The sequence below is a fragment of the Paenibacillus sp. FSL k6-2145 genome (assembly GCF_037976585.1).
Classification (GTDB): domain Bacteria; phylum Bacillota; class Bacilli; order Paenibacillales; family Paenibacillaceae; genus Paenibacillus.
In genome coordinates this window covers 5,183,459-5,210,407 of record NZ_CP150267.1, presented here as the reverse complement: position 1 = coordinate 5,210,407, position 26,949 = coordinate 5,183,459, and the positions used below count along the sequence as shown (strand labels likewise).

Annotated in this window: 21 protein-coding genes; 4 read left to right on the top strand and 17 right to left on the bottom strand. The window is 44.7% G+C overall.

All coding sequences use genetic code 11. The features are described 5' to 3' along the window. Window positions 1-74: 74 nt before the first annotated feature. From NZ043_RS23125 to NZ043_RS23115, 3 genes are all read right to left on the bottom strand, one after another. Complete coding sequence (locus NZ043_RS23125) at window positions 75-5,321, bottom strand: S8 family serine peptidase (protein ID WP_339309319.1); 5,247 nt, start codon at window positions 5,319-5,321, stop codon at window positions 75-77. Window positions 5,322-6,010: 689 nt separating this feature from the next. Then, on the bottom strand, window positions 6,011-7,417 hold the full coding sequence (locus NZ043_RS23120) for an exosporium glycoprotein BclB-related protein (protein ID WP_339309318.1): 1,407 nt from the start codon (window positions 7,415-7,417) through the stop codon (window positions 6,011-6,013). A 283-nt stretch (window positions 7,418-7,700) separates the two neighbouring features. Beyond that, the gene (locus tag NZ043_RS23115; RefSeq protein ID WP_091030925.1) at window positions 7,701-9,161 is read right to left on the bottom strand and encodes an alpha-L-fucosidase; all 1,461 of its coding nucleotides are present in this window, start codon (window positions 9,159-9,161) and stop codon (window positions 7,701-7,703) included. 122 nt (window positions 9,162-9,283) lie between these two features. Here NZ043_RS23115 and NZ043_RS23110 point away from each other — a divergent pair, with 122 nt between their 5' ends. Continuing rightward, a complete protein-coding gene (locus NZ043_RS23110; RefSeq protein ID WP_091030928.1) occupies window positions 9,284-10,129 on the top strand; it encodes an AraC family transcriptional regulator in 846 nt (281 codons plus the stop codon). Window positions 10,130-10,155: 26 nt separating this feature from the next. Here the strand turns inward: NZ043_RS23110 and NZ043_RS23105 are convergent, their stop codons facing one another. Beyond that, a complete protein-coding gene (locus NZ043_RS23105) occupies window positions 10,156-11,241 on the bottom strand; it encodes a glycoside hydrolase family 99-like domain-containing protein (protein ID WP_339309317.1) in 1,086 nt (361 codons plus the stop codon). A 61-nt stretch (window positions 11,242-11,302) separates the two neighbouring features. Next, window positions 11,303-12,295, bottom strand: a complete 993-nt coding sequence (locus NZ043_RS23100; protein ID WP_133384630.1) for a hypothetical protein — start codon at window positions 12,293-12,295, stop codon at window positions 11,303-11,305. Window positions 12,296-12,582: 287 nt separating this feature from the next. On the opposite strand from NZ043_RS23100, the gene NZ043_RS23095 reads away from it, so the two are divergent. Next, on the top strand, window positions 12,583-12,990 hold the full coding sequence (locus tag NZ043_RS23095; protein WP_249910826.1) for a hypothetical protein: 408 nt from the start codon (window positions 12,583-12,585) through the stop codon (window positions 12,988-12,990). A 110-nt stretch (window positions 12,991-13,100) separates the two neighbouring features. On the opposite strand, the gene NZ043_RS23090 is transcribed toward NZ043_RS23095, so the two are convergent. From NZ043_RS23090 to NZ043_RS23065, 6 genes are all read right to left on the bottom strand, one after another. Beyond that, the gene (locus tag NZ043_RS23090) at window positions 13,101-14,450 is read right to left on the bottom strand and encodes a glycoside hydrolase family 30 beta sandwich domain-containing protein (RefSeq protein WP_339309316.1); all 1,350 of its coding nucleotides are present in this window, start codon (window positions 14,448-14,450) and stop codon (window positions 13,101-13,103) included. Window positions 14,451-14,472: 22 nt separating this feature from the next. Then, window positions 14,473-16,116: a sugar ABC transporter substrate-binding protein gene (locus tag NZ043_RS23085; RefSeq protein WP_176872652.1), complete on the bottom strand. Its 1,644-nt coding sequence runs from the start codon at window positions 16,114-16,116 to the stop codon at window positions 14,473-14,475. A 37-nt stretch (window positions 16,117-16,153) separates the two neighbouring features. Then, window positions 16,154-17,041 (bottom strand): carbohydrate ABC transporter permease, encoded by an 888-nt coding sequence (locus NZ043_RS23080; protein WP_017688674.1) that lies wholly within the window; start codon window positions 17,039-17,041, stop codon window positions 16,154-16,156. Between the two features lie 16 nt (window positions 17,042-17,057). Further along, entirely contained in the window at window positions 17,058-18,047 is a 990-nt protein-coding gene (locus NZ043_RS23075) for an ABC transporter permease subunit (RefSeq protein WP_206105737.1), read from the bottom strand. 112 nt (window positions 18,048-18,159) lie between these two features. Beyond that, complete coding sequence (locus tag NZ043_RS23070) at window positions 18,160-19,182, bottom strand: LacI family DNA-binding transcriptional regulator (protein WP_076330992.1); 1,023 nt, start codon at window positions 19,180-19,182, stop codon at window positions 18,160-18,162. A 180-nt stretch (window positions 19,183-19,362) separates the two neighbouring features. Then, the gene (locus NZ043_RS23065) at window positions 19,363-19,707 is read right to left on the bottom strand and encodes a thioredoxin family protein (protein WP_289392382.1); all 345 of its coding nucleotides are present in this window, start codon (window positions 19,705-19,707) and stop codon (window positions 19,363-19,365) included. A gap of 118 nt (window positions 19,708-19,825) precedes the next feature. On the opposite strand from NZ043_RS23065, the gene NZ043_RS23060 reads away from it, so the two are divergent. Continuing rightward, entirely contained in the window at window positions 19,826-19,963 is a 138-nt protein-coding gene (locus NZ043_RS23060; RefSeq protein ID WP_167350856.1) for a hypothetical protein, read from the top strand. 79 nt (window positions 19,964-20,042) lie between these two features. Here the strand turns inward: NZ043_RS23060 and NZ043_RS23055 are convergent, their stop codons facing one another. Together NZ043_RS23055 and NZ043_RS23050 are read right to left on the bottom strand one after the other, a co-directional pair. Then, complete coding sequence (locus tag NZ043_RS23055) at window positions 20,043-20,345, bottom strand: DUF3817 domain-containing protein (RefSeq protein WP_306068467.1); 303 nt, start codon at window positions 20,343-20,345, stop codon at window positions 20,043-20,045. A 196-nt stretch (window positions 20,346-20,541) separates the two neighbouring features. Further along, window positions 20,542-21,510, bottom strand: coding sequence for a LacI family DNA-binding transcriptional regulator (locus NZ043_RS23050; protein ID WP_249910829.1), 969 nt, complete (start codon window positions 21,508-21,510; stop codon window positions 20,542-20,544). Window positions 21,511-21,851: 341 nt separating this feature from the next. On the opposite strand from NZ043_RS23050, the gene NZ043_RS23045 reads away from it, so the two are divergent. After that, the gene (locus NZ043_RS23045; RefSeq protein WP_339309315.1) at window positions 21,852-23,285 is read left to right on the top strand and encodes a glycoside hydrolase family 1 protein; all 1,434 of its coding nucleotides are present in this window, start codon (window positions 21,852-21,854) and stop codon (window positions 23,283-23,285) included. A 179-nt stretch (window positions 23,286-23,464) separates the two neighbouring features. Here NZ043_RS23045 and NZ043_RS23040 read toward each other — a convergent pair whose 3' ends face one another. From NZ043_RS23040 to NZ043_RS23025, 4 genes are all read right to left on the bottom strand, one after another. After that, complete coding sequence (locus tag NZ043_RS23040; RefSeq protein WP_249911800.1) at window positions 23,465-24,067, bottom strand: sugar O-acetyltransferase; 603 nt, start codon at window positions 24,065-24,067, stop codon at window positions 23,465-23,467. Between the two features lie 38 nt (window positions 24,068-24,105). After that, window positions 24,106-24,672 (bottom strand): sugar O-acetyltransferase, encoded by a 567-nt coding sequence (locus NZ043_RS23035; RefSeq protein WP_310335019.1) that lies wholly within the window; start codon window positions 24,670-24,672, stop codon window positions 24,106-24,108. A gap of 219 nt (window positions 24,673-24,891) precedes the next feature. After that, window positions 24,892-26,055 carry an MFS transporter gene (locus tag NZ043_RS23030; RefSeq protein ID WP_133384624.1) on the bottom strand — a complete coding sequence of 388 codons (1,164 nt, stop codon included), beginning with the start codon at window positions 26,053-26,055 and terminating at the stop codon, window positions 24,892-24,894. Between the two features lie 126 nt (window positions 26,056-26,181). After that, the gene (locus NZ043_RS23025) at window positions 26,182-26,934 is read right to left on the bottom strand and encodes a helix-turn-helix domain-containing protein (RefSeq protein ID WP_091030952.1); all 753 of its coding nucleotides are present in this window, start codon (window positions 26,932-26,934) and stop codon (window positions 26,182-26,184) included. Window positions 26,935-26,949: the final 15 nt, after the last annotated feature.

The following is a 26,949-nucleotide window of genomic DNA, read 5'->3' as shown; positions in this document are numbered from 1 at the left end:
CTGATACCTCGGCTTATCGGCTTCTTGCTTAGATGGTCAAAACGTAGTTATCATCCATTTCACACTTTGCATAATTAAGGTTGCAGACCCTCAGCAGACGGTGGATCTACTTCTGTTTCAGTCTCTTCAGGGCTCAAATCTGGTTCTGGAACTGATTGTTCTTGTGCTGCGCTGACGAACAATCGTCCAGCTGCTTCAGCCTCTACTTTGTTGCCTGCTGCATCCTGAGCTCGAATCACAATGACTCCAGCATCCAGAACAAGGGATGAAGGTGTTGTGTACGTACCTGTGTAACGACCAGGTTCAGTCTCCACCAATGGAATCTCTCCTGCCCCTTGGGCATTCAGATTCAAAGGAAGCTGAATCCGGAAAGAGGCTTGCAGACCAGGTTTACTGTCAAATGAAACGGTAACACTCTCTCCTGATGTGATTCGAACATCCTCAGCCGGAGTAATATTCGTAAGTTCTGGCAACGCCGTTTCCACATAGACGGTGCGTGTTACGGTTGTTTTGTTACCAGCGATATCGGTTGCTGTAATGGTAATTGTGTTCTCGCCTTCATTGACCAATACACGGTGACTGAAACTTCTGTCTTTACCCACTTGTACGGTTTGTCCGTTAACGGTTACCTTATCGAGGAATTGTTCCACGACATTACCCGTTACGTGAACAACTTCTGCATTGATGCGATCCCCCTGAGCTGGCGTAAGAATCGTCAATTGTGGTTTTGTCTGATCCAGAATAATGACAACGGGGAGTGAACGGTCGGTCGTTTTTCCGTCCACCACTGCCTCCGCAGTAATCGCATTAATGCCAGAACGGAGTTTCACACCGTATGAGAACTTCCCATTTGCCACCGTTGTGGTGCCAGCTAGATCCTTGCCGTTGTAGATCTTGATTTGAGCTCCAGATGCTGGAGACGTTCCCGACACAGTGAAAGTCGATTGATTCGTATACGTGTTTGCAGGTACTGTGAGCACAGGTGCATTTACCGGATATCTCACGACTGCTCGAATCATGTAGTTGCCTTCTTCTGCAGGTGCAGTGCTCCAGGCCCCACCTACACGCTGCCAGCTTCGACCTGCATTCGTACCATTCTCATCGGTAGCCAATCCCGGAGCACCAGTTCCGGCTACACTCTGTACATACACGATATAGAAATCACCCGTTACGATCACTGGTTCCGGGAATTCAACGGATGTCCATTGATCGTTACGAAGTGCAGTACCATCGAATGGTCCAGCCAGCTGTCGTCCCGGAGCTCCACCGGCACCTGATGCATCATAGACGGCATATTGGAACGCTGTACCTCCTGGTACGGGCCATTCGGTGTTCCAGAAACGGAACGATGCACCCGTAAGCTGTGCAGTTTCCAGCTCAGGTGTCATTCGAACCGCCCAAGCATTATCCGCAGCTACAAAAGCTCTTGCATTTTCTGCTGTTCCATCATCATAAGCAATTTCCCCAGGGAAACCGATGAATGGTTTCAAGGCAACATTTGCCTCAGCCGTACCATTACCAGGGACAGTCACAGTAACCGTTTTACTGTAATAATCAGCAGCCCGGATGGACAGGGTATAACTTCCTTCCAATACCTGAATAACAAAGCTGCCATCTGAACCTGTGCGAACTTCACCTACCTTGGCATCTTCCACCACGAGAACGGAAGCATCAGCCAGTGGTTGTCCTGTCCGCTCATCTGTTACAACACCTTCAATCTGTCCATGCGGGATTGCCTCCAGATTAAAGTTGGCTTTGGCTCCACTGCCATCGGTGATCGTTACCTGCTGAGTTCGAGGATAATATCCATATGCCTCCGCTTTTAACGTGTAATCACCTGCAACGTGTGTGAAGCTATACTTGCCTGTAGCTGAATCTGTCTTCACCGAACGTCCGGTTTCCAGTACGGTAACCGTTGCACTTGCAGGCAGGCTTTGTGGATTAACCGAACCTGTTCCTGGTTTTTCAACTTCCGGTTGTTGCTGTTTCGTTTTGTTGAATTCCGCTTTGTCTGTCCGCGAAATTTTGTACCATGGATTATCATAGGACGGTTTCGGTTTGTCACTGTTAAGCACAACCGCACTGTCCTCCGTTACCGTCTCCGCAGCAACACCCAGTACACGGAAATCATCAATGAACCAGCCTGTCTTCACAACACTGTTGTCTGAGGTCAGACGGAACCGGAATTGAACTTCATTACCGGTAAGTGCATCCAGATCATAAAATACGGGTGTCCATTGTTTACCGTTTGTACTATGTGAGAATTTGCCCAGTTCTGACCATGTGGTTCCACCATCCTTGGTGACTTCCACATACCCATAGTCGTATCCGCTCTCAATCTCGTACCAATGATTAAACGTGAGTGTTCCTTCGGATACATCCGTCAAATCAATGACCGGAGATACGAGTGAATAGTTGGAGCCATTCTCGTACGTATTGTCTAGATCGGTCGCCCAGACATTCGGTGGAGAAACCGCGCTGGCAGGTCCCGTTACCGGAATGCCGCGTTCCCACTCATCTTTGGTTCCTGAATGAGTCCAACCATTATCATCACTACCATCGAAATGATCGATGTAGATATCTTGTGGCACTTCTACTGTAATGGAGACCTCGTTCGATTTGTCACTTTCATTGCCACTATAATCAAGTGCGGCAACGGTATAGTAATACGTCGAATCTGTCACCGTAGCCGTATCTGTAAACGTTGTTCCTGTTGCAGATCCAATGGATTCATAACCTGTACCTGCGGTTGTGGAGCGATATACCACATAGGATTCGAGATCCTCATCGCTCGGACCAGTCCAGCTCAAGGCTACATTACCAAGAATATCGGCCGTCGCAGACAATCCGGCAGGAGCGCCCGGAGCAATCTCATCCAGTTCTTCTACAGCGAAATCATCAATGTACCAGCCAGCCTTTTGCACTGAATTATCACTCGTCAGATTGAACTTGATGAACACCTGCTGTCCCGCGTATTCGCGAAGATCCACATATTGTGTCTTCCAATTGCCACCTGTACCCGTGAAGGTTAACAGCTCTTCGAACACATAATCGCTATCCTCGGAAGCGATGTATACCTTGCCGAAGTCGATGTTATTCTCCAGGTCATACCAGTGCTTGAAGGATAATAACGCACCTTCTGGACTCTCGGTTAGATCAATAGGCGGCGCAAGCAGATATGCATTGCTATTCGCCACATAAGTTCCTTGCAGATTGGTTGCAATCACCTTGTCACCGGAGTATGCACTTCCAGGACCACTGCTTGGTGCTCCCCATACCCAGGTACTTCCGGTTCCGCCAGTCGTGAAGCCCAGCTGATCTTCTTCAAAATCCTGAAGATATCCTGGCTGAACACCATTAGAGACAGCCACTTTATATACCTGACTTTCGAATCCGTTGTTGCCGTAATCATTCACGCGGATATAATACTCCACACCTTGCGGTTCAATAAGAAAAGCAGGGATTGTCGCTGTATACGTCCCATCTTTGTTATCTCCAGCAATTCGATTCATCGGCAGATAGACGTACTGGTTGGTACCTGTCGTTTTGGCAAAAGCCTCGACGGAGACTACCGCGACGTTATCTGTCACATGAGCGGTTAATGGTATATCAATGCCTGTAAAGGCTGAATTGACAGGGGTATGTGCCAGGACTGGCTCTTCCAGATCATCTCCGGCTGTAACCACTCTGCCGGATACCGTGCCGATTCCTTCGAGTACAGAACCCACAGCATCAAGGGCATTAATAATGCCGTGACCGTAGCCGTTATTAGGAGATGTCGGATACTGACTATCCGTTCTCGGTGTGGCTGTATCTGTAATGATCTGCTCCAGCTGATCCACTGTAAGGGAATGATTGGCCTGAAGCAGCAGTGCAGCAAGCGCAGTTGTATGTGGGCCTGCCATAGACGTTCCGTTCCAGCCTCCCTCATATACACCGCCCGGAACTGCTGAACGGATATTCACACCAGGGGCAGATACTTCCGGTTTGATCTCATCATACGGGGATGGACCCAGCAGGGAGAACGAAGCCAGATTTCCGTTGATATCGGTTGCTCCTGTAGCAAAACTTTCAGGATAGTTGGCCGGGTTAGCAACAGAACCAGGTCCGCCAGGGTTACCCAGTCTCACATTTCCTGCGGAGAATTCCGGGAAAATCTGAGCATCTCGCCAGGCTTGCACCATCGGTCGGAACCATTCATCCAGTCCTGCGCCTCCGCCCCACGAGTTGTTTACCACATCCGGTGCAAGTTCAGGATGCAGATTGCCTTCCGCATCGACTGGAGCGATCAACCACTGTCCGCCATCCAGAATAATGGCATCCGTTGTTTCCGGATTGAATATCCGTACACCAATCCATTTCGCACCGGGAGCAACCCCGATCTGATTGGTGCCATCTGCTTCAGAGCCAACCATCGTACCCATCGTGTGAGTACCATGTCCGTCTTCGTCCGCAGGGAGGGAAGCATTACTGTGCGGATCATACCAGCTCAGTTCGGGATCAACAATATTGCCCGAAGCATCCAGTCCCCGCCATTTGCTGCGAAGTGCCGGGTGGGTATAATCCACACCACTGTCCAGATTAGCAACAACAATCCCTGTTCCATCGATGCCCCGATCCCACACGGCTGGCGCATTGATGTAATCCAGGTTCCATTCCACGTTTTCAGTCGCAAGCTTGTCCTTGGCAGCAGGCTCCTTGTCTTTGACTCCGACTGAAGAGTCTTTAGCTGGCGTTTGGACAGCATCTTTGCCTGATGCCGCATTCGCCGGTTCTTTACTCACTTCGGCTTTCTGTAAGTATCGTGTCTCATTCGGTAGAATCTTCTCCACCTCAGGCAGCAGCGCAATCTGGTCCATGACTTCTTTGGTACTCGTTACTGCCAATGAATTGACAATAAAATAGCTTTTATATTCTTTGACCTTACCCAGGTCAACTTCCTTTTCCAGATAAGTTTCCAATGGATATTGTGTACGCGAGGCCGTTTCTCGCAGAGAGCTGACGACCGAATTACGAACGGACAGCTTTGTGGCTGAAGCCGTTTGTTTGGCGATGGTCGCCTTTTCCAGGGCCTGTTTGGAGACTGCTGCTGTATCCACCTGTTCCTTCATTTTCACCAGATAGGTAACATATTCACTACCTTCGAATTCTTTGGTCAATTTGGCGTTTACTTTGGACTCCGTAACCTTGGCAAGTCCAGATTTCATATCCAATTTGGATGATGTGGAGTTTTCAGCTGAAACCGGATGAATGATCGAAAATGCAAGGAGAAGCGAGAGCCCCATGGAGATGGGCTTGCGTAACCGATTAATCTTTATCAAACTTTTCCACTCCTTTTACCCGGTTTTTTTAATTTAGTCTGGTACATATGCCCTTCTCTGCAGAATAAAACGTTAAAATAACCTTTATTGCGGACGAAATAGATGCCCTGGATTTCACATAAAGCCTCACCTCCTTTACAGGTCTGGTTAGGGATCAATATGAGTCAAAAGAGATAACAGATCAGTCTATGTTTTTTTACTTGGAAGTTTAGGAGATTGAATGAATCGGATTAAACCATGTGAGTGAATAGTTTGGGTGTTTGAATAATGCAATGAGAGTGAATGTCGATAAGCATTCATGTGGAAGGGTAATCTGGAGCGTTAGCAGAACGCTTGCTAAGGAGTGGTGGATATGACTTTCGATCGTGATTCGAGTGAGTAGTTAAACATTTTAATTACATATAATAGTCGATTAGGAATTTAATTGGATTTTATTGGTATAGTATAAAATCATTATTCGATATATACAAGCACTTTATTGAAATATATAGAAAATAAGTCTATTTAATGCTTTTATGTGTCTCATGTCGCTTACACATTTCAGCTTATTTTTCGTATTCCTGCATGTTTTTGATGAATAATAGTTTGTAGTAGTTCTATATAACCAAGACCTGATACTCAAAATTTCAAATCAAGAAAAAGAACGACATGAGAACTCTCATGTCGTTCATATCAAAATTTATATCTCATCATGTAATGTTCACGCCGCCACTTGCATAGCCAACAACGGTATTCACAAGACTAAGTCCAGTTGCCGTTGCGGAGAATACAAGCAGAAGACGTGTCTGTGCAGTCACAGGTATAGCCAATCCGGTTGTTATGCCATTGGAGATACTACCCAATGCAATAATACCGGTGAGTGGAGGTGCCAGTGTAACGACGGCCCCTGGAACCGCAGTAAATGCATTATCAGGTGTAGGTGAACTGAATAATTGCGCAGTGATGGTCACCGTTGAACCGACCAAGGCCAAGGCTGCTGTTGTACTAAAATAGGCAGCAATGGAAGTTATAACGCCATCCCGTGGGACAGAGAACGCAAAGTTAATGAGTGGTCCGACAATCGTTCCCGTTAAATCAATGGTGCCACCCAGAATGCTGACTCCTGTTGCCGAGCTGCCGAAACCGATAAGGCTTGTCGTTCCGACCAGTCCACCAAGAACCGTTGTTAATATGGCAGGTCCGCCAGAAGCAAACGGTATGATGGCGCCCGAACCCGTAGCTCCTGTAACACCAGTGCTGCCAGTTACTCCCGCAATCCCAGTTGCGCCGGTAGCCCCGGTTACCCCAGCAATTCCGGCTGCACCCGTTGCCCCGGTGACTCCCGCAAGTCCAGCTGCCCCAACAGCTCCTGTACTCCCCGTTGCCCCTGTCGCTCCTGTTGCGCCACCTGCTGGGCCTGCCGCACCCGTTGCTCCAGTAACACCTGTCGCACCTGCTGGTCCCTGGGCACCAGCAGCTCCCGGTGTACCAGCTGGACCTACACCACCCTGAGAACCAGCAACGCCTGCCGGGCCTTGTGGACCAGGTACGCCCTGAGGACCCGCTGGTCCTGCAGGTCCTGCCGGACCTTGACTCCCTATGTTTCTAAGCCCTGATGTGATAGCCAATTCGGTCGCCCGGATCAAAATGACCAGTTGATCTTTCTCAGCCGAATCGATATTCCCCTGTAAAATGACAGATAGGAGCACATCCAGCAATTGCTGCAAATTGGTTCCCACACTGATCGGAGAAAATGGAACGGCCTCTGCAGATACAATGGTAAGCTCCAAGACCGCTTCGAGATCTGCCTTGGTTCCCTTTTTCAAATCCGAATGATGAACCAGAGCCAGTAATTTACGCAGTACCTCAATCAGAAGTGAAACATTGTGAGGCGTGGGATTGGCAAAAACCTGTACAATTGCTCCCTTCAACTCACCAATTAATTTGAGAAGCAATTCGGCTTCTTTGTCAAAACACTTATGATGGTGGTTATTGTGGTGGTGATGATTGTGCTCGTGATGGTGTTCTTTGTGCTGCTCTTGGGGATGGTCACAGTCCTCAGCTTTTTTTTTCTTAAATCCGCTCCAACCATATCTGATGCGTTTCTTTGGTTTCATCTTTTTTGCAGATCCTCCTTAGTGAGTCTCAATCATTCCATTACAGGCGAACATCACTGGTTTGATGATATCAGTATATTAGCAAGAAAGAATTTCGTGATTATTATATAAGTAAGTTTCCGAATTACCGTTTTCAGCTTGGAGCAGCCTCCATTATCATGGAGAGGATTTTGCATGGAAGTCAGCCCTGTCTATAGCCCAACCAAAAGAGCGCTATCCGATGAGTACAATACTCCTGGATGCGCCCTTTTTATATTTACAGTAGTTAATTTATCTTTGTTGATTAGTCCAATTTAATTTTGAAAACAATTGGCGCATTACTTTTCACAGTTGTTGTTGTGATCGTCAGTGCGTCCGCTGTTCTCTCCCATTGCGGCTGTTCTTCATAGCCAAGTACCTGAATATCTTGAATGACCCCTTGAAAATGGTGAGAATTTTCCTTCAGGGATTTAATCTGCACCACCCCATTATCTGGATAGGCAAGAACCGTGGCATACAGACTGCTTTCTTTTAACGTAAAACGTATATCTTCACTCGTAAATATCTTCGTATCCCCGTCCGTGAATTGCCCTTCCTTCACCTCTGTCGGACCCTCGCCAAACGTACGCCAGAATGACGTGTCATAGATCGCTTCCCCATTCACTTCCAGCCACTTGCCAATGCTCAGCAAAATGTCGCGATCTTCATCCGGTATGCTGCCGTCTGCCTTAGGTCCAATGTTCAGCAGTAAATTTCCGTTTTTGCTTACAATATCGACGAGATCCCGAATGATCTCCTCAGCCGTTTTATAGTTATTATTTTCCGTATAACACCATGAGTTTTTAGCGACAGCTGTATCCGTTTGCCAAAAATAGGGCTTGAGCTCAGCGAACTGTCCCCGCTCCACATCCGGAACGGCACTACCAAACATGTAGGCCTCATGTTTATAATTGATAGCTACAGGCACACCCCACTCTTCGCCTTTGTTATAATAATAGGCAGCAAATTTTTTAAGATAGGGTTTGAACGCAACCGTTTGAATCCACCAATCGAAATAAAAGACCTTTGGCTGATATTGATCGACCAGTTCACAGCAGCGAATCAACCAGTCCTCCAGATACTCCTCAGTTGGAGGTGAGTCATACAAGTCGAAGTGATCCTTGGGTTCAGGCATGGCAGGCCAATAGAAATCCCCACGCTCAAGGGGTTCCTTAATATCTGAATCAAACTCCTTCCCGTGAGACATGAAGAACCAGTGCTCGGCGCGGTGAGACGACACACATAAGGTCAGCCCCTGCTTCTCGTATGCAACCTTCATCTCGCCCAGAAGATCCCGTTTGGGGCCCATTTCATATGTGTTATAGTGAGAGATAGAGCTTTTGTACATCTGAAAACCATCATGGTGCTCAGCCACAGGCATAACATATCTGGCTCCAGCCTGTTTGAATAACGTTGCCCATTCATCTGCATCGAACTTCTCTGCACGAAACATCGGAATGAAGTCTTTATATCCAAAGTCCTTATGAGGTCCATACACCTCAAGGTGATGTTCATAAGCTTTGGTGCCTTGTATGTACATATTTCGCGAATACCATTCGCTATCATAGGCCGGTACAGAATATAGCCCCCAGTGAATGAATATGCCAAATTTCGCTTTTGGGTACCATTCGGGTACTTGAAAGGCGCTAAGCGAACTCCAGTTGTCCTTGAATTTACCACTCTCAATCGTTGCTTCAATCTGTTGCAAATATTCGTTTTTGTCCATGAGATGTTCTCATCCCTTCTGTTATTGTCTGTAGTTGTATTGTAGTGCTACGCCCGAAGGATAGACATGCAGAACACTAACTTTTAGATGGACAATAATAACCTTGTATGGAGATGAAAAGTATGAATCACCAAACTTTGCTTACGAACTACCTGTCTAATCTCCAAGTCGAATTATTCATGGTCAACTACAATCGGTGCGATACGGATTGGCGGGATCTGGATTACACACCCGATTACAGCAAGTTTTATTTCATATGCGAAGGTGAAGGTTGGCTCAAGATTGGGGATGAAGAATATTACCCTGCGCCTAATCAGCTTATTTTAATGCCAGAGGGGATCAAACAGTCTTACTCTGCCATTAATGACAGTCCTTTTCTCAAATATTGGTGTCACTTTAGCGCAAAGGTTGGGGGAATCAATTTGTTCCAAATTCTGAAATTCCCACACATCTGTACGATAGATCAACCTGAGTTGATTCAAGCAATCTTCAGCAGTATCCTTACATATGCAAAATCCGATGAAGTCTATGCCCATATGATGGCCAAGAGCAAACTGACCGAGTTACTATCTCACTATCTAATGAATCTGGATCTGGATCAGATCTCTTTTATTAACGTTCCTGTCATGGAGAAACTGTCCACCATTCTGGCTTATATTGATTCCAACATCGAAGAGAATATTTCGGTTCAGGATCTGGCCCAGATCGCCTACATGCATCCAAATTATTTCATTCGATTCTTCAAGCAGCAGATCGGAGTTCCTCCGATCCTCTATATTACTGGCAAAAAAATTGATAAGGCCAAAGAGTTGCTTGCCTGCACCCCGAACACAATAACTGCCATCGCCGAACATCTCGGTTTCAGTGATTTGTACTATTTCTCCAGACAGTTCAAAAAGCATACAGGGCTAACTCCAACGGAGTACCGCAAACAAAAAACAGTACTGACAACGAAACATAGTCTATAAATAAGCTCAAAGCAGAGAGAGTTCCCTCATTCGGAACTCCCTCCTATAGACTTGTTTCTGTTCAATTCATGCTGAGTTACTTTCTTGAGTTCTCTTAAATAAGCATAACCATAGTTTTGATCCGGCTCAAGATATGCCCCTTCCGCCCACTCATTCCAGGCATTAACAAAAAGATATTCACTTTTGTACAGCGTCCTCGCTCGTTCCATCTGTCTGGACAGATACAGCCCAAACTTCTCTGGGGTGGCCCCAAGCGTACTCTGTCCGTCAACACCTCTCCGCGGTGTATTATCCCAATTGACAAAAGCACCTGGATAGACAATTTCTCCGTTACGGTGTGGTGTTCGTTCGAGAATGGAGGACCATACCTTGTCGTAATTCACAGCAATATGCTGCTGTCCCTTGATGTTCATTCCGATCCAGATTCCATTCATATGTCCATGTGCAAACGTATAATGCGGTTCAAATTCCATACTCGCATCAAAGATCTGACGATTAAATGTAGGGAATCCACCAATGGTCTGCACAAAATGGATCCCTTTCAGGCCATGCTTCAAAGCCAATTCACGCCAAAACTGAATCATTTCCTCACATTGCGGAATACTCGCTGGTCGATAGATCAGAAATAAAGGCTTACCTTGCACTCGAATATATCGTTTGTCCTTAAATACTTTTACCAGATAATTAAAATGTTCTTCCCAATCCTCTCGATCCCCATAGTTCTGGGCCATGAGAATATCGGATTCTTGCCCATCCCATTTTCTTGTCCATGTCTCATTGGCCCAAGACAAACAAAAGGGAAAATCAGGCTCCCCACTTTCCAGAATTTCATTCACTGGTTTTTCCAGCAAACGCTTGCCTTTGAACCAATAATGATAATAACAAAATCCATAAATGCCATGCTGTTTAGCCGTTTCCGCTTGCCACTTTCGTACATCTGGATCGGAAAGATCATAATAGTTCCCCTGAAACGGCTGCTTAGGCTGATAATGACCCGAATATAAAGACGTGGCTTTTTTTACATTCGTCCATTCAGTAAAACCGACCCCCCACCATCGGTCGTTCTCCTCAATCCGGTGAAATTGGGGCAGATGCAGAGCAATTACCTTCAATCAGAACTCCTCCAATGCAGCAACATGATGCAGCCTACGCTCCTGTGATTTTTAGGATGATTTATATGAAAATGATATCCAGCAGTCGCAATGTTTTTTGTAGATGGGATTGATTATATTTCATGTATGCCAGAGCATGGCTAGCGGCCAGTCTCCTTGCATCAACACTCTGCCAGTAATGTTCAAACTTCTGAGTGAGTTCTTCACAAGAGTTGTATTGTTGAAAGTTACTAAGGTCAATCCCGTTGCTCTGATTCACAGATGGGCCTATGAGCTGAAACGTCCCACATGCGGCAATTTCCATCACGTTTTTGATTGATTCCCCACTATGAATAACCAGTTTGCTTCCGTTATATAACATCTGACGAGCTTCATTCGTATGAACAGGCTTGAAATCCCCGATCTGTGCCCAACCCTTTCCATCCACCCGAACCTTTTTGTTATCCATAAGACCTGATTTGGCAATTGCGGTGACGATGCCATCCGGTTCTGCATCCCCGATGATATAAACATCCGATTCATACTCCGGGGGAACAGCTTGCGGACAGAATATATGTGGATCAGGCGGCATGAACAGTTCATGACTACCAGTGCTTCCCATATGCTGCTGATCATCGCTTATTTGCGTTGAATGTTGTGTAAACACGTGATCAAAAATCGGTAGAATAGTTTCGCTTTGATTCACCTGTTGATCGGCAGACAACCAGATTGCCTTCTTCACGGTTGATGTCCTTAATGCTGTGATATTCTCATCCGGCAAGTTTTCTTCGCTTCCGATGACCATAATCAGGTCAACATCATAAGAAGATAAACAGGCTGACACGGATTCGATATATTTAATCTCATTCACATTTCTCACGAGATGTTTCAGACTCTGTTCAATCAGGACGCAATGTGATGACATTTCTCGGTCATTACAAGGAGTAATAAGAAGCACATTTAACTCTTTATAGATCACTTTTGGCACTTCTCGGGCAGGTATGCTTCCCACCTGCATCATTTTCAACCATTGCTGATTCAGTTCCAATTGTTGTACTTCCATATGTTTACGCATGGATTTGAGTTTCCTGTTCAGAACCACATTCATCTGTCTCAGGAATAACCGGTTCGCATCATGAACTGAACGTTTCTTTTTCGTGGACTTAACCTGCGTTCTTGACTTCTTTCGGATAACAAACCCTCCTGTTCCATGCGAAAACATTCTCTGCCTACAATATGCACGAAATAGTGTTTCGCTAACTCTTTTTTTGCAAAAGGGGCTTTATCCCAAGTATATAATGTGTGGCCACCCGGATCATTCCAGATCTTGTCCTCATAGAATATATGAATACTGTATAGGAGATGATATCTTTGCCAACATTTGATAGTATCCTTGTCACCGGCAATCAGACGATAAATCAAAATCTGCACGTTAATGGTAATCAAACCGTTGGTGTCGATCTACAAGTCAATGGTAGTCAGACCATAGCAGGCAGCCTTCAAATCAACTCCAGCTCCTCGATTGTCAACCATTTGGGTGTAGGCGGAGTAATTGAAGCTGGAGATAGCGTTAAGGCCGCTACACAATTAATGGCACTTAATCAACCTACTCTTCCAGTCTCCCTACCTGTTTTGCAACAACTCAGATATTACAATCCTGGTGTTGCAGGTCAACCCGGTCTGGTCTTAACAGGTACTGCTGGCAATCAATATATACTGTTCGTTGATGAAAGTAGTGGGACACCCCATCTCGCCATTCAACCCGTATAATATAGCCCTGAATCAGATGAAATTCACCAAAAGAAGCGATATCCGTGTACACTCCGGATATCGCTTCTTTTGGTTTCTTTTCTGATGAAGCCTGGTATAACTCCGTTCATTTATAAATCTGTGATTAATACGGACAAGACACTCTTGCTTTCCAGCTGGAACTTCATCAATACATCGTCGCGCAGCTTAACCTGTATGTTGCCCGTCTCCTCCCCATCATTAAAGAGGACTAAAGCTACGGAACCATCGGCATTTTTAAAAGCCACAGAACAAATTCCATTATCACTGGAAGTTGATTCGATCCGAACAGCCTTGGGGCGGATCAAGGCACTAAAATGTGCCAAGGCATAGTAATCAAGTGTATACGTAAGTTCCTTTGTTTGCTGATTCACCTGAACGATCCCACGACACGTACTGCGGCCAAATCCCGGAACGGTTGGCCCGTTGTTCTCATCAAGTGCCATATTCCAAAGTACAAAGGACTTGCTGTAATTACGAAGAATCTGAATTCCCGTTCGCATCACATTAGAGAAGGCTTGCTCAAATGGCGGAATCCACTCTCCACCCGAACCTTCAGTGAAATGCACTTCTTTACCTGCAAAAGCTTCATATACCTTCGTTTGAGCAGATGCATCGCCCCCGTACCAGTGCCAGGCCACTCCGTCAACTTCCTCTCCCGCTTGTTCCAGTACGGTTAGGGGATAGTCCGGTTGGTCCCAGTTGTGATCGTAACAGAGAATTTTGGTGTTAATCTCTTTTTTGACAAAGGCTGGTTTGAGATGGTTTTTGATAAAATCTGCTTGGGCCTCGGCTGGCATCAACATACCGGGATAGTGCCCTGGTTCATAAAGCGCCTCATTCTGTGTTGTAATGGCATGGATCCGTAATCCATGCTCTGCATACGCTTGAATGTATTTCACGAAATATTCAGCATAAACGGGATACCATTCAGTCTTTAATTGTCCGGTAATCATCGATCCACTCGTTTTCATCCATCCCGGTGCACTCCATGGTGAAGCAAACAGCTTCAGTTCAGGATTCAATGCCAACGCCTGTTGTGTTAAAGGAATAACGTCCCCTTCATCATGTGCAATGCTGAATTGGGTTAATTCGGGGTCCGTCTGCTGTTCTGGCATATCGTTATAACTGTATACCGTTCTCGCATAGTCCGAAGCGCCCATCGGATTACGGATGACCGACAGCCCGATCCCTTTCTCCGGATGGAACAGTCGGGTCATGACCTCATCCCGTTGCTCCTCACTCAAGATTTGGTTGATCAAATAGGCAGATGAATCGGTAAAAGAAGCACCAAATCCGTCCATCTCCTGATACGTTAGCTGATCATCCAGATGGATGGTCGTTGTCTCCTTATCAGCATCCAGTGGTTTCAATTGCTCCTGGGATAGAGATACGAATAACTCTTCTTCACCCGTAGATTTGTACATTTTGAATGTAGTCATAGGATTCTCCTTCATATTTCTATTATTGAATGCCTAGTTTCTCTTTGTTCAATTTCATCTTTTCACTGCGTACCTTCACAATCTCTTCCCAACGGTTCTCACCTAAAAATGACTTGTAAGAAGCCAGTGCATTGTCATATGAGGCATCATCCTTGGAACGTACCATACTGACCAGTGTTGTATTCCATTTGGTGTTAATCGCCGACAATGCACGAGCTTCAGGTGTGCCTTGATCCGGGCTAATATTCTCCAGAATGAAGTGTGGTTTCAGCTTGCCTTGGCCCCACTCCTGCATCTGTTTAATCGCTTCCGGAAAAGCATCTGCACTGAGTGCTTTGTGGCGGTCATGACCGAAGAACATAAATTCACCCATCCGATAATCCTTTTTGAATTGATCCGCGTTATTGAGTTGCAGGTCTTTCACCGCTGGCAGCAATTCTACACTACCGTCGGCTTTGGTTTGGTAGGTTTCCCCCTCGATCCCGTAATTCATAAGCGTCTGTCCTTCTTCACTCAGCAAGTATGTGAAAATCTGAATGGCCTTGGCCGGATCTTTACAATCCTTGGAGATGAAATTGATCATCCACCCGGTTATTCCGGATTGATTCAATGTTGGTGCATTGCCTTTGGTGCTCTGCGGTCCATCGATAGCAACATATTCTTTGCCTGGATTGGCACTCATGTAGATTTGCAGGTTTCCTCCTTGTTGAGGTGTACCGTCAAGCAGCATGGTTGCATATTTACCGGACTTCACTTTTTCCTCAAAAGCGGTTCCATCATCGGCAAAACTGTCATCACTGATATTGCCGTCTCTGTACACGGTGTTCAATGTTTTCAACCACGTGAGGTAATCTTCATCCAGATTGCGATCGTAGAATTCTCCTGATTCAGTTTCCAGCGGAACACCGATGAAATCTTGCAACGTATCCCCGAGTGAACCTGTTCCTTCACCTATAGAGTTGAATCCAAACGGAATCAGCGCAGGGAACTCTTGCTTAATTCGTTTCATCACACTCTGGAATTCTTCTGGCGTTCCAATGACCGGACTACCCAAAGCTTCGTACACATCTTTACGAATGATAAATGCCGTTTTGGCAGGAATGTTACCGCTATCATAATCCTCTTGTGTATTGGAATAGTTCGGGTAACCATAGGTTTTACCATCCGCCAATTGGAACCAGTTCAATGTATCGGCAGCCGCAACTTTATTGAAGTAAGGATCGTATTTCTCCGCCAGATCATTCAGCGGCATAGCCCAGGTTGCAGCTTTTTGCACCACTGGAGAATTCGAGTCAAACACCGTCAACAAATCAGGCATATCTCCACCCGCGAAAAAGGTGTTTAACTTGGTATCATCACCCGTGATGAATTTAATATTGATGTTCAGATCCTCTTTGATTTTCTTGGTAACAATGTCCTTGCCAAAATCAGTGTTCCACCAGTCAGCATTGACGTACCACGTCAGGTCGGTAGCCTCTTCCTTTTTATCCAACTGCCAAGCCGGCTTTTCCGGGTCAACTGTATAACGATCTTCAATGGATACCCAGTTCCCTTCACTGGAGCCCCCCGATCCACCACTGCAACCTGTAATCATAAGTACGGCTGTGAGCAGTGTTGCGAGCAATTTTATCCCTTTTTTGCCTGATGCCTTGTTCAACTTCAACATATTTTTGTTCCTCCTCAAAATGGGGTATTTGTTGCTCCTATTCCTTGACCGCTCCGAGCATCATTCCCGAGATAAAGTATCTCTGAACGATGGGATAGATCAGCACGATAGGGAGTGTTGTTATGACAATAGTGGCTAGCTGCACACCTTTGGTCGTTGTTTCAATAACAGCCGAACCCCCGACATTTTGCATGGATTGTGTCTGTGACTGAACGATAATCTCATACAACATCATCTGGAGTGGATACAGTGACTGATCAGTAATGTATAACTTGGTTGTCATGAAGTCGTTCCATTGCCCCACCCCATTAAATAGCGCAATTGTAGCCATGGCAGGCATGGAGAGTGGAATAAAGATTTTCAGGAAAATATGCCAATCCCCAGCACCGTCAATCTTGGCCGATTCTTCCAGAGAATCCGGGACATTCCGGAAGAAATTCATCAGAATCACGACATCATAGAAGCTGAATAACGCCGGGATAATGTACACCCAGAAGCTGTTAAGCAGGCCAAGTGATTTGATTAACAGGTATGTCGGGATCATGCCGCCCGAGAAGAACATTGTAATAACACCCATAGCAACGTATAATTTACGGCCTCTTATGTACTTTTTGCTCAGACCGTAACCAACCATGGCACAGAAGAACACATGTGTAACAACGCCAATCGTTGTTTTGGACACTGATATGAAGAATGCCTGCCAGATGCCCTGATCATTGAATACCGCTCTGTAATTCTCCAGCGAGAATTCCGGTGACCAGAAGATGAATCCACCTTCCGCCAGTGCCTTGCCTGAACTAAAGGAAGAGATGATGACATTCCAGAGCGGAACCAGAATAACGATCGTACAGATGATTAACAAAATCATGTTTAACGTATCAAAGATCCGACTATCGAGATCTTCTTTTGCCACCTTTCCATTCACGCGGGATGCCTCCTTCTTACAACACAGATTGATTATCGTTTAATTTGCTTGTGATTTTGTTTGCCGTGACGAGTAGAATGACAGAAATGATTGAGACACCCAAGCCAACGGCCGTTGCATATGAAAAGTCACCCTGAGACATCCCCATACGATAGACGTACGAATTGATGACTTCCGCTTTGTCGCGGTTCTGGGAGTTCATGAGCACCAGGGTCTGATCCAGATTCGACCCTAATAAACCGCTTACAGTTAGAATCAGATTTAGGCTGATGATTGATCTCATATTAGGTAATGTGATATTCCAGATCTGTCTGAGACGGCTTGCACCATCGATTTTGGCCGCTTCATAATACGTAGGATCAATCTTTGCCATGATCGCCAGATACAGAATCGTTCCCCAACCTGCTTCTTTCCAAATATCCGATAACGTAGCAATCCACCAGTACTTGCCTGCATCCAGCAAGATGTTCTGCGGTTGCGAGATCACTCCCAGACTAAGCAATAATTGATTAAATAACCCCGTGGTTGAAAACCAGGTGATCAGCATTCCCCCAAGTACAATCCAGGACAAAAAGTGAGGTAAATATGAAACCGTTTGCACAAACTTCTTGAATCGTCCGCTGTTTAACTCGTAGATCATGATCGCGAGAATGATCGGAATGACAAACCCGATACCTAATTTCAAGAAACTGATCCCCAGCGTATTCACAACTGCATCCCAGAAGTATTTGTCTGATAAAATGATTCTGAAATTATCCAGCCCTACCCAAGGAGCGGTAGCCAGCGTATCAATGACCGTGTAATTTTTGAAAGCAATCGTCAAACCGTAAATCGGGATATAACAGAAAATAATCATAAAGATAATGCCCGGGATAATCATCGATTGAATCTCCCATTGTCTCCGATAATCGACTATGAATTCTTTAATCCGTTGTCCGATGGGTTTCTTCCCGTTGGGACTGATCGTATTTTTACCGGTTGATGTCTCTACGGCTAATTTATCCACGTTTTTTTACTCCCCTCCATCATGCATGTTTATAAAAACGTTTTTATTTTTCGACATAAAAAACCCCTTTGTTTTTATTTATGTAAAAAAAGACCGGAGAAGATGCGTCAGCTTATGTACGATAATCTTTCCGGTCGATCTTCACATGGCTTGAACCTCTCACCACCAGCTCACCCGCCAATTTCTGTGCAGCCCCTTGTTCTTTCTCCTTGATCATACCCACCAGTTGATTGATTGCCAGGATACCCTGTCTTGCAATTTGATTTCTTACTGTTGTAAGCGGTGGAGAAAAATACTGTGCGATATCAATATCGTCAAAACCCACGACGCTAACATCTTGAGGCACTTCAAAGCCCTCAGACTTCAACGCATGCATACAGCCAATTGCACTCAAGTCATTCCCTGCAAGAAATGCATCAGGCCGCTTGCCGGGGTGTAAATGAAGAAAAGATTTTATCGCACTATACGTGCTCTCCTCCTCAAAGTACCCTTGTATAATGTAATCTTCATCGATTGGAAGCTGGTATTCACGCAAGGCAGCCAGATAGCCATCCCTACGCTGTACACTGTCAAACATCGTGTCCACACCCGAAATATAAGCAATTTTCTTGTGCCCCAGCCCAATTAAATACTTGGTTGCTTCATAAGCCGCCACATACGAGTCAAAAATGACACTTCCCATCGTATCGCTCTGATAGACCCGATCCAGAAAAACAGCCTTGATTTTGTCTTTCTCCATGGCGATAATATCTTGCTCATCGATCCTAAGCTCTTCGTAGATAATGACACCATCCACCCGCCGACCCAGAATATTACTCATAATAACGTGTTTATCCTTGGTCACAAATACATTCAAACCATACCCAAGACGATCACATTCGCGAGACATCGACTCAACCAGCTTATAGAAATACGGACCCGAAACACTTGTAGTGAAAAAACCGAGCATTTTGGTTTGACCGGACTTCAACAGCTTGCCATTCAGATTGGGCACATAATTTAAACGCTCTGCCACCTTAAGAACATGTGATTTTGTCTCCGGGTTCAAGACATCCACACCATTCAAGGCGTTGGAGACCGTAGATATGGATACGCCCGCTTCCCTTGCTACATCTTTAATCGTTATCTTTGCCATAAGTTTTGTTCCTTTACTATAAAAACGTTTTTATAATGTTTAAATTATCATAAAACCGTTTTCATGGCAACACTTTAATTTGCGAGTTCAAGCATCATGTACTTTATTCATAGCTATATGCCACTGCGGGCGCAAAAAAACGGCTCATGTATGAGCCGCCGTTCATGAAGCTTTAGCTTTCTATTCCTCATCTTGGACATACATGGAGTGAATCTGTTGCAGCTGCTCTTCCAGACGTTCCAAGCGCACAAAACGATCCGCTCGAATATATTCCTTCTGCTCCACAAGCATGATCATTGTTGGAACGGTAAAAATAAGAAACTTGGATGCAACCTCTTCCACTTCGTTAGCATTAATGTGACCGAGGTATATGGATGGATAAGGTTCAAGCAACGCCCTGATCTTGGGGAGTAAAGCGTGACATACACTGCAATCTGGACGAGATACATACAAAAAAACCAATTCATGTTGTTGAATAGCTTCTTCAACCATTTCTATGGATGTTAACTCATGAATATCTTTCATAGAACCTCAACCCTTTCAGTCATTCAATAGCTTGCTCATTTAAACTTTTTCTTTTCAAGTATAGCCTATGTGCGTTAGAATCAAATGGAATATATCCCCATATGAAAGAGGTTATGGTATGAAAAAATCATTCTTGTTTCTGTTCACTGCGCTGGTAGTTGTTACTTCCTTCTCGGCGTATGCACCTGTGTCGAATGCCTCTGGCGATATTGGAGTCAGCTTATTGTCTGATCGTCAACAAGGTACAGTAAAGTAGTACTTGTACAGAAAGTAACAGGCGACAATTCGGATAACATCTGAATTAGTCGCCTGCTTTCATTTAGTCATATTGATTTTTATTTCCAATCTCTCTTCCGAAGATAAGATTCAAATACAAAAGTTCCAAACGGCAGTAGACCGGCTAGTCCACCCATCAGCCAACGCGTTATCTTCCACTTTTTGACCAGAGCCAAGTGAACTAGCGCAATTAGGTACAAAGGAAACAAAATACCATGAATCATGCCCATTACGGCTACAGCGGAAGAGATATCTGCAAAATATTTCAGAGGCATAGCAATAAAAATCAACAGAAGTAAGGATACACCCTCCCATATGCCCGCAATTCTGAATCGGCCTGTCACTGTCTTCATAAAGTCCATTCTCACCTTTCCTGCTAATCGTTTGTGAAATATGTAACTTGTAACATGATACAAAAACTTCACGCCACATCTCCGTACAGATATGTCGTTCTGAAGCTCATATTCAGTATATCGTATGTGTCCGATTCGAAGATGCTTCAAATTTGAATAATTATTGAATCCATAAAACCAGATTTCCACATCAGGTCTTATGGATTCAAGTTGTCTCACGCTCAATCAGCTGGTATGTCAGCTGCTCTGTCTTCAACTCTGTTTTACCCAATACAGCCCACAAGTGATGGAAAGCCTGGGTGGCTTGCTCCGCAATCGGATTGTGTATGGTCGTGATTCCAAGAACACGGGAAAGCTCGATATCATCAAACCCCACAATGGCGAGTTGTTCCGGTACCTGAATATTCCGTCTGCGTGCTTCACTCAGAATGCCGATGGCTGCATAATCATTCGAACATAATACGGCCTGTGGAAGTTCTGGTCCCTCAGCCATTCTTCGCATCGCTTCTTCGCCATCGGAGGAGCTAAATACGGAATATTGATATGCTTCAGTCCACACATGCAACCCTCTGCTCTTCATGAAAGATTCATAGGCTTTACGGCGGCTCTGGGTATTCAAACTTTCAGCCCTGCCAAATGCATTTGCAATTCGGGTGTATCCTTTTGATACCAGATGCTCTAGAGCTAATTTGTACCCTTCTGCCTGATCCATCGCGACAGACGGAATCTCGTCGTTCCCCATTCGCTGCCAGGAGACAATGGGCCCATACTCCATATAAGCTTTTAATTTCCGAGGATCATTGACACAAGCAATAATAACTAGACCATCAACTCGTTTACTGCGCAGATCTTCGAACGCCTGCAATTCAATCTCTGGATCTCCACGGGATGTATAGATAATCGTCTGAAACCCAAAATCCATGGCTGTATCAATGAATTGATTCATGAATGTAAGAATGATCTCACCTGTGGTAGAGGTCACAATTCCAATCTGTTTTGTTTGCCCTGTAGATAACGATATTGCATTCCGGTTGGGAATATAATTCAACTGTTTCATAATATCCGTTATGATCTGTCTTGCTTCATCACTAACATGCGGAGAATGATTAATCACGCGTGACACTGTCGCTTTTGAGTAACCGGACCGCTTCATAATTTCATCAAACTTGGACATCGGAGACTCCCTTCTTGCTAACGAACTATAGAATAATAGTATGCATCAAATCTGGGTCAAAAGTAAAACTTGACGTGTAACCCGTTACAACGTTTAAGCTTTTTTTATGTCATATATGAATCATCTTAAAGTGCGTGTTCAAAAAGACCGGTTTTCAGTACCGAGAAGATGGGATGAAGCTAGAAATGGAGTAGCAGAGCGTAGGGAAAACTACGTGAGCAACGGACATTTCGGCTGAATGCCATATTCGATGCAGATGATGCCGTTAGGCATCCTTTGTAATCAAAAGCGGGCTTTTCGAACAACCTCTTAAAATCAATTTGATGAATGGAGCGATACACATGATTAACTCTCAAAATCAAACCTATCAATTCCCGGAAAATTTCCTGTGGGGTGGCGCAATTGCGGCCAACCAGGCTGAAGGTGCATACAATCAAGGCGGCAAAGGATTATCTACTCAGGATGTAGCTCCTAAAGGCATCATGGGGCCAATCACGGAAGAACCCACTGAAGATAACATGAAACTGATCGGTATCGATCTGTATCATCGCTACAAGGAAGATGTGAAACTGTTTGCCGAGATGGGCTTCAAAGTATTCCGTACTTCCATCGCCTGGTCCCGGATTTTCCCAAAAGGGGACGAGCTGGAACCAAATGAAGAAGGGCTGCAATTCTACGACAATCTGTTTGACGAGTGTCACAAATACGGGATCGAACCACTGGTTACGCTATCCCACTATGAGACACCTCTTCATTTGTCCAAAGAATATGACGGCTGGGTTAACCGGAAGATGGTTGGATTCTATGAGCGTTATGTAACTGCCGTATTTAAACGTTATAAAAACAAAGTAAAATATTGGCTTACTTTTAACGAAATCAATTCGATCCTTGAAGCACCCTTCATGAGCGGAGGCATCTACACGCCGAAGGAAAAGCTTAGCAAACAAGATCTGTATCAGGCGATCCATCATGAGTTTGTAGCCAGTGCCTCCGCTGTGAAGCTCTGTCATGAGATCATTCCTACAGCACAGATTGGTTGTATGATGCTCAGTATGCCGACCTACCCGCTGACACCAAATCCAGACGATATGATCAAAGTCATGGAATTCGAGCACAGCAACTATTTCTTCGGTGATGTACACGTAAGAGGTCGCTACCCTGGTTATATGAAACGTTACTTCCGTGAAAATGGAATTGAGATTCAGATGGAAGCTGGCGACGAGGAAATGTTGCTGAATACGGTAGACTTTATCTCTTTCAGTTATTACATGAGTATCTGTCAGACAGCAGACCCGGAGAAACAAATCGCAGGTGAAGGTAATCTGCTTGGGGGTGTACCTAACCCTTATCTGCCAGCAAGTGAATGGGGATGGCAGATTGATCCGCAAGGATTGCGTTATGTCCTTAACATGTTCTATGACCGCTATCAAAAACCACTGTTTATTGTAGAAAATGGTCTTGGTGCTGTTGATGAGTTGATCACGGGTGCTGACGGCAAAAAAACGGTTGAAGATGACTACCGCATCCAGTATCTGAATGATCATCTGGTTCAGGTTGGCGAAGCCATTGAAGATGGCGTTGAAATTATGGGTTATACATCATGGGGTTGCATTGATGTGGTCAGTGCGTCTTCTGCCCAGTTGAAAAAACGTTATGGTTATATCTATGTGGATCGTCATGACGATGGATCAGGAACACTCGAACGTTATCGCAAGAAATCCTTCCATTGGTACAAAGAAGTGATCAGCAGTAACGGGAAAAGTTTGCAGCGTTAAGGTTTTTTAAGCAAATGTAACAGATACATTCTTCTATCCCTCAGACAAATCACATGAAAAAGTGTAGGTTATACGATACCTTGGCATGTTTTCTGTCTGGGGGATTTATTTTTATTTTCAAAAAGAAACACCCGATGCTACACATCGGGCATTCTCATTAGCTACTATCACATTTTTCACTATTTGTTCTTCACTACATCCCTGCTGTACTTTGTTTTGTCTTCTTCCGTTATCTTGCGAATGACCCTGCAAGGATTACCCGCAGCAATCACGCCAGACGGTATACTCTTGGTGACTACGCTCCCTGCGCCGATGATCGTATTATCTCCAATCGTCACTCCGGCAAGAACTGTCACACCGCCACCAATCCATACATTATTGCCCACCGTGATGGGTCCAACGATCTCCAGACCTTCATTGCGCTGCTCAACATCATAAGGGTGGCCTGCAGTATAAAATCCGCAATTGGGAGCAACAAAAACGTTATCTCCAAAACTGATTTTTCCTCCATCCAGCATGACAATATTATGATTGCTATAGAAGTTCTCACCAATTTCAATATTATAGCCGTAATCACATACAAATGGCTGTTCAATCAGGAAACGGTCTGTCGTTTTCCCCAGCAGTTTCTTGATTAACGCTTCTCTTTCATTAATCTTCCCTGGATGAAGCTGGTTGTATTCGTAACAAAGCCCTTTGGCATGTAAACGCTCTTCAATTAACTCTTGATCATAATTGGCGTTATACAAGAGCCCTAATTGGGATTTCTCTTTTTCAGTCATCATTTCGTAAGCACTTCCCATCTTCTGTCTAAAATAAATTAAAGCTCAATCTCTCTAATGATTCTAGCAGGATTACCGCCTACAATCATATTATCCGGAACATCCTTTGTAACCACCGACCCAGAAGCAATGACTACGTTGTCTCCAATGGTCACACCCGGATTAATAACGGCTCTACCACCAATCCATACATTATTGCCAATCGTGACTGGCTTGCCATATTCTGCACCCGTATTGCGTTCATGCGGATGGAGTGGATGAGTAGCCGTATAGATATGTACATCTGGCCCCATTAAGCAATGGTCTCCAATACGAACTTCACACACATCTAATATCGTACAGTTAAAATTAGTATAAAAATGATTGCCTACATGAATGTTATATCCATAATCCACATGAATATTAGGTTCCATACTCAGGTATTCACCTGTAGATCCCAACAGTTCCTTCAATAACTTGGTGCGTAGCTCACCGTCCGTTTCCGTCGTTTGATTGAACGTCCGCGTCATTTTCCTTGCATACTCTCTGTCCTCAGTCAATTGAAGATCCGAAGCCAAGTACAGCTCGCCATCCAGCATTTTTTGTTTTTCCGTTTTCGTAGTCATGATCACCGCTCCTTCAATACACATCATGTAATTCAACATTAAATAACACTTTTTAAAACTCTTTTAATTATATAGATTACCATGAATAAAGCAAGTTTTGCTCGATATGAAAATGGTTTATTCTGCTGACGCGTACTCTAGCGAAACAGCAAAAAAACCTCTACACCCATTAAACTATGGGAATGCAGAGGTTCAAGCTTTTTGTCTAATTTCTTTATTCTAAGCAACCGCCTGAACGGTTTTTTCCTTAACGCTAATGGCATAGATGGCAGACACCAAACCAAGCAAAATCAGAACAGAACCAACCCATCCGGTGTTCAGAATCGATGAATGATCAATCACCATGCCGCCGATATAGGTACCCAGTGCAATACCTGCATGTGCAATACCTGAGTTGGTGCTGATTAGTGTTTCAGCTGTTTCCGGCGACGTTTTGATAATGAGACTATTCTGTACAGGTGTAACGGTCCAGCTCAGTGCACTCCAGATGCTTAACAGCAGCAAGAAGACGATCAAAGGCAAGCCCACACTGAACGGAATGACAGCCATACTCACGATAAAGGGAATCAGCACAATAACTATTGCTTTAGCAGGGTGCAGACGATCGGATAACATGCCCCCTATGCCTCCCCCTGCAACAGCGGCGATCCCAAACATCATATAGATAAAGGTAACCATCGTCGCGCTGGCACCCAGCGTTTCTTGCAGAAATGGTGTGAAATACGCATACAAAGTCAAGTGACCTGCAAGTACAAGCAAAGTCGTAGCATGGATCGCCAACATTTTTGGATTCCACAGAGCCGTAAGCTGTTTCTTCAGGGATACAGCAGGAATCGGCTGCACACGATCCATTGCAATCCAGATGGCTACCATAACCACTGCAGTCAGAATAGCAATCAGCATAAACACCTCACGCCAACCTGCCAAGTTACCTACAAAGATACCAAGTGGTACACCCAGGATAAGTGATGCACTGCCTCCCATCGTAATAATCCCCACGGCGCGTCCTTTATACTGTGGTTCCACAATGCGCGCTGCAAGGGTCAGGGAGAGCACAAAAATAAGGGAACCTGTTGCGGCTCCGAGTGCTCTACCTGCCATCAGCATATAAAAGCTGGTACTGAACGCAGAGATCAGATTACTGATTAGAAATACAAGCAGCGTACACATATATACTTTTTTACGCTCGAATCTGGCCGTCATATTTAATAAAATCGGCGCAGACAACGCATAGACAAGTGAGAAAATAGAGATTAAATACCCGGCTTTCGCCAGGGAAAGATGAAGATCAGTAGCAATCAGGTCCAGAATTCCGCCCAAGATCAGTTCAACGGTTCCGACCACAAATGCTGCGATAGCAAGCACATATACTTTCTTATTCATTTTTGAATCCTCCTCAAAAGTTACAACTACGATAGTAACCCATAATAATGAAAGTTTCAATAGTTATTTTCATGATTGTTTTCAAACAAAGATATAACAAAAAAACTATCCTCCAAGAGAATAGTTTTAATAGATCAATCTGGTGAGCAGTTTCTCGATTTCAGCATCCTGTAACAGTTGGTCACCGTATTTTTTGGTAATCTGAGTAAGGGCAACATCATGGTAGAAATAATCAGTCATTGCTTTGACAATCGGTTTGGACATCGTCTTGATAGCTCGCCATGAATCGTGCTCCACACCGGCAAACAGCAAATACGCATGATCCACAATAAGCAGCTGTGAAGGTTCCGGTGCATCAAGCAATGGAATCAACGAGTATATCCGGTTTAAGGATGTCTCCATTCCCCCAACGGCAAGCACTTCAACGTACACGCCCTGCCTTTCCTTCTGCTCCAGCAGTTCACGATATTTCTCCATTCGCTCATTCCAGGCCAGAAAAAGTATCGATGAATCTGCTTCCTCGATAAGCTGTTCGATATTCGATGCGATCGACGACTCATCTTTTAACGTCCAGATATGTTCATCGGTGAATGTACGTTTGATTTTGTAACTTTTCAATTCCTCAATATCTTTCTCAAAATCAGCCTTGATCTTATGAATAATGGACTGTAGATCCACAGCCATATATAGTTTTTTCTTCCCATCCATCGTTGTCAGCACCGTTCCCTTGTCGATCAGGCGATTAAGTACTTCATAAATTTTAGCTTTGGGAACGTTGGAGTAATTTACAATCGATGTGGCATCAAGCGGTTCATCCTGCGCAAATATAGCCTCGTATACCTGACTTTCATATTGTGTAAACCCGAATTTCTGCAACATAGTTTGGATCGGCGC

What these genes read in the sequence shown, in the direction of transcription:
- NZ043_RS23040 (WP_249911800.1), bottom strand. Translation starts at nt 24,067, where the DNA reads ATGACTGAAAAAGAGAAATCCCAATTAGGGCTCTTGTATAACGCCAAT.
- NZ043_RS23095 (WP_249910826.1), top strand. Translation starts at nt 12,583, where the DNA reads ATGATATCTTTGCCAACATTTGATAGTATCCTTGTCACCGGCAATCAG.
- NZ043_RS23055 (WP_306068467.1), bottom strand. Translation starts at nt 20,345, where the DNA reads ATGGACTTTATGAAGACAGTGACAGGCCGATTCAGAATTGCGGGCATA.
- NZ043_RS23045 (WP_339309315.1), top strand. Translation starts at nt 21,852, where the DNA reads ATGATTAACTCTCAAAATCAAACCTATCAATTCCCGGAAAATTTCCTG.
- NZ043_RS23100 (WP_133384630.1), bottom strand. Translation starts at nt 12,295, where the DNA reads ATGCGTAAACATATGGAAGTACAACAATTGGAACTGAATCAGCAATGG.
- NZ043_RS23060 (WP_167350856.1), top strand. Translation starts at nt 19,826, where the DNA reads ATGAAAAAATCATTCTTGTTTCTGTTCACTGCGCTGGTAGTTGTTACT.
- NZ043_RS23085 (WP_176872652.1), bottom strand. Translation starts at nt 16,116, where the DNA reads ATGTTGAAGTTGAACAAGGCATCAGGCAAAAAAGGGATAAAATTGCTC.
- NZ043_RS23120 (WP_339309318.1), bottom strand. Translation starts at nt 7,417, where the DNA reads ATGAAACCAAAGAAACGCATCAGATATGGTTGGAGCGGATTTAAGAAA.
- NZ043_RS23050 (WP_249910829.1), bottom strand. Translation starts at nt 21,510, where the DNA reads ATGTCCAAGTTTGATGAAATTATGAAGCGGTCCGGTTACTCAAAAGCG.
- NZ043_RS23115 (WP_091030925.1), bottom strand. Translation starts at nt 9,161, where the DNA reads ATGGACAAAAACGAATATTTGCAACAGATTGAAGCAACGATTGAGAGT.
- NZ043_RS23035 (WP_310335019.1), bottom strand. Translation starts at nt 24,672, where the DNA reads ATGACTACGAAAACGGAAAAACAAAAAATGCTGGATGGCGAGCTGTAC.
- NZ043_RS23090 (WP_339309316.1), bottom strand. Translation starts at nt 14,450, where the DNA reads ATGACTACATTCAAAATGTACAAATCTACGGGTGAAGAAGAGTTATTC.
- NZ043_RS23065 (WP_289392382.1), bottom strand. Translation starts at nt 19,707, where the DNA reads ATGAAAGATATTCATGAGTTAACATCCATAGAAATGGTTGAAGAAGCT.
- NZ043_RS23025 (WP_091030952.1), bottom strand. Translation starts at nt 26,934, where the DNA reads ATGTTGCAGAAATTCGGGTTTACACAATATGAAAGTCAGGTATACGAG.
- NZ043_RS23070 (WP_076330992.1), bottom strand. Translation starts at nt 19,182, where the DNA reads ATGGCAAAGATAACGATTAAAGATGTAGCAAGGGAAGCGGGCGTATCC.
- NZ043_RS23030 (WP_133384624.1), bottom strand. Translation starts at nt 26,055, where the DNA reads ATGAATAAGAAAGTATATGTGCTTGCTATCGCAGCATTTGTGGTCGGA.
- NZ043_RS23110 (WP_091030928.1), top strand. Translation starts at nt 9,284, where the DNA reads ATGAATCACCAAACTTTGCTTACGAACTACCTGTCTAATCTCCAAGTC.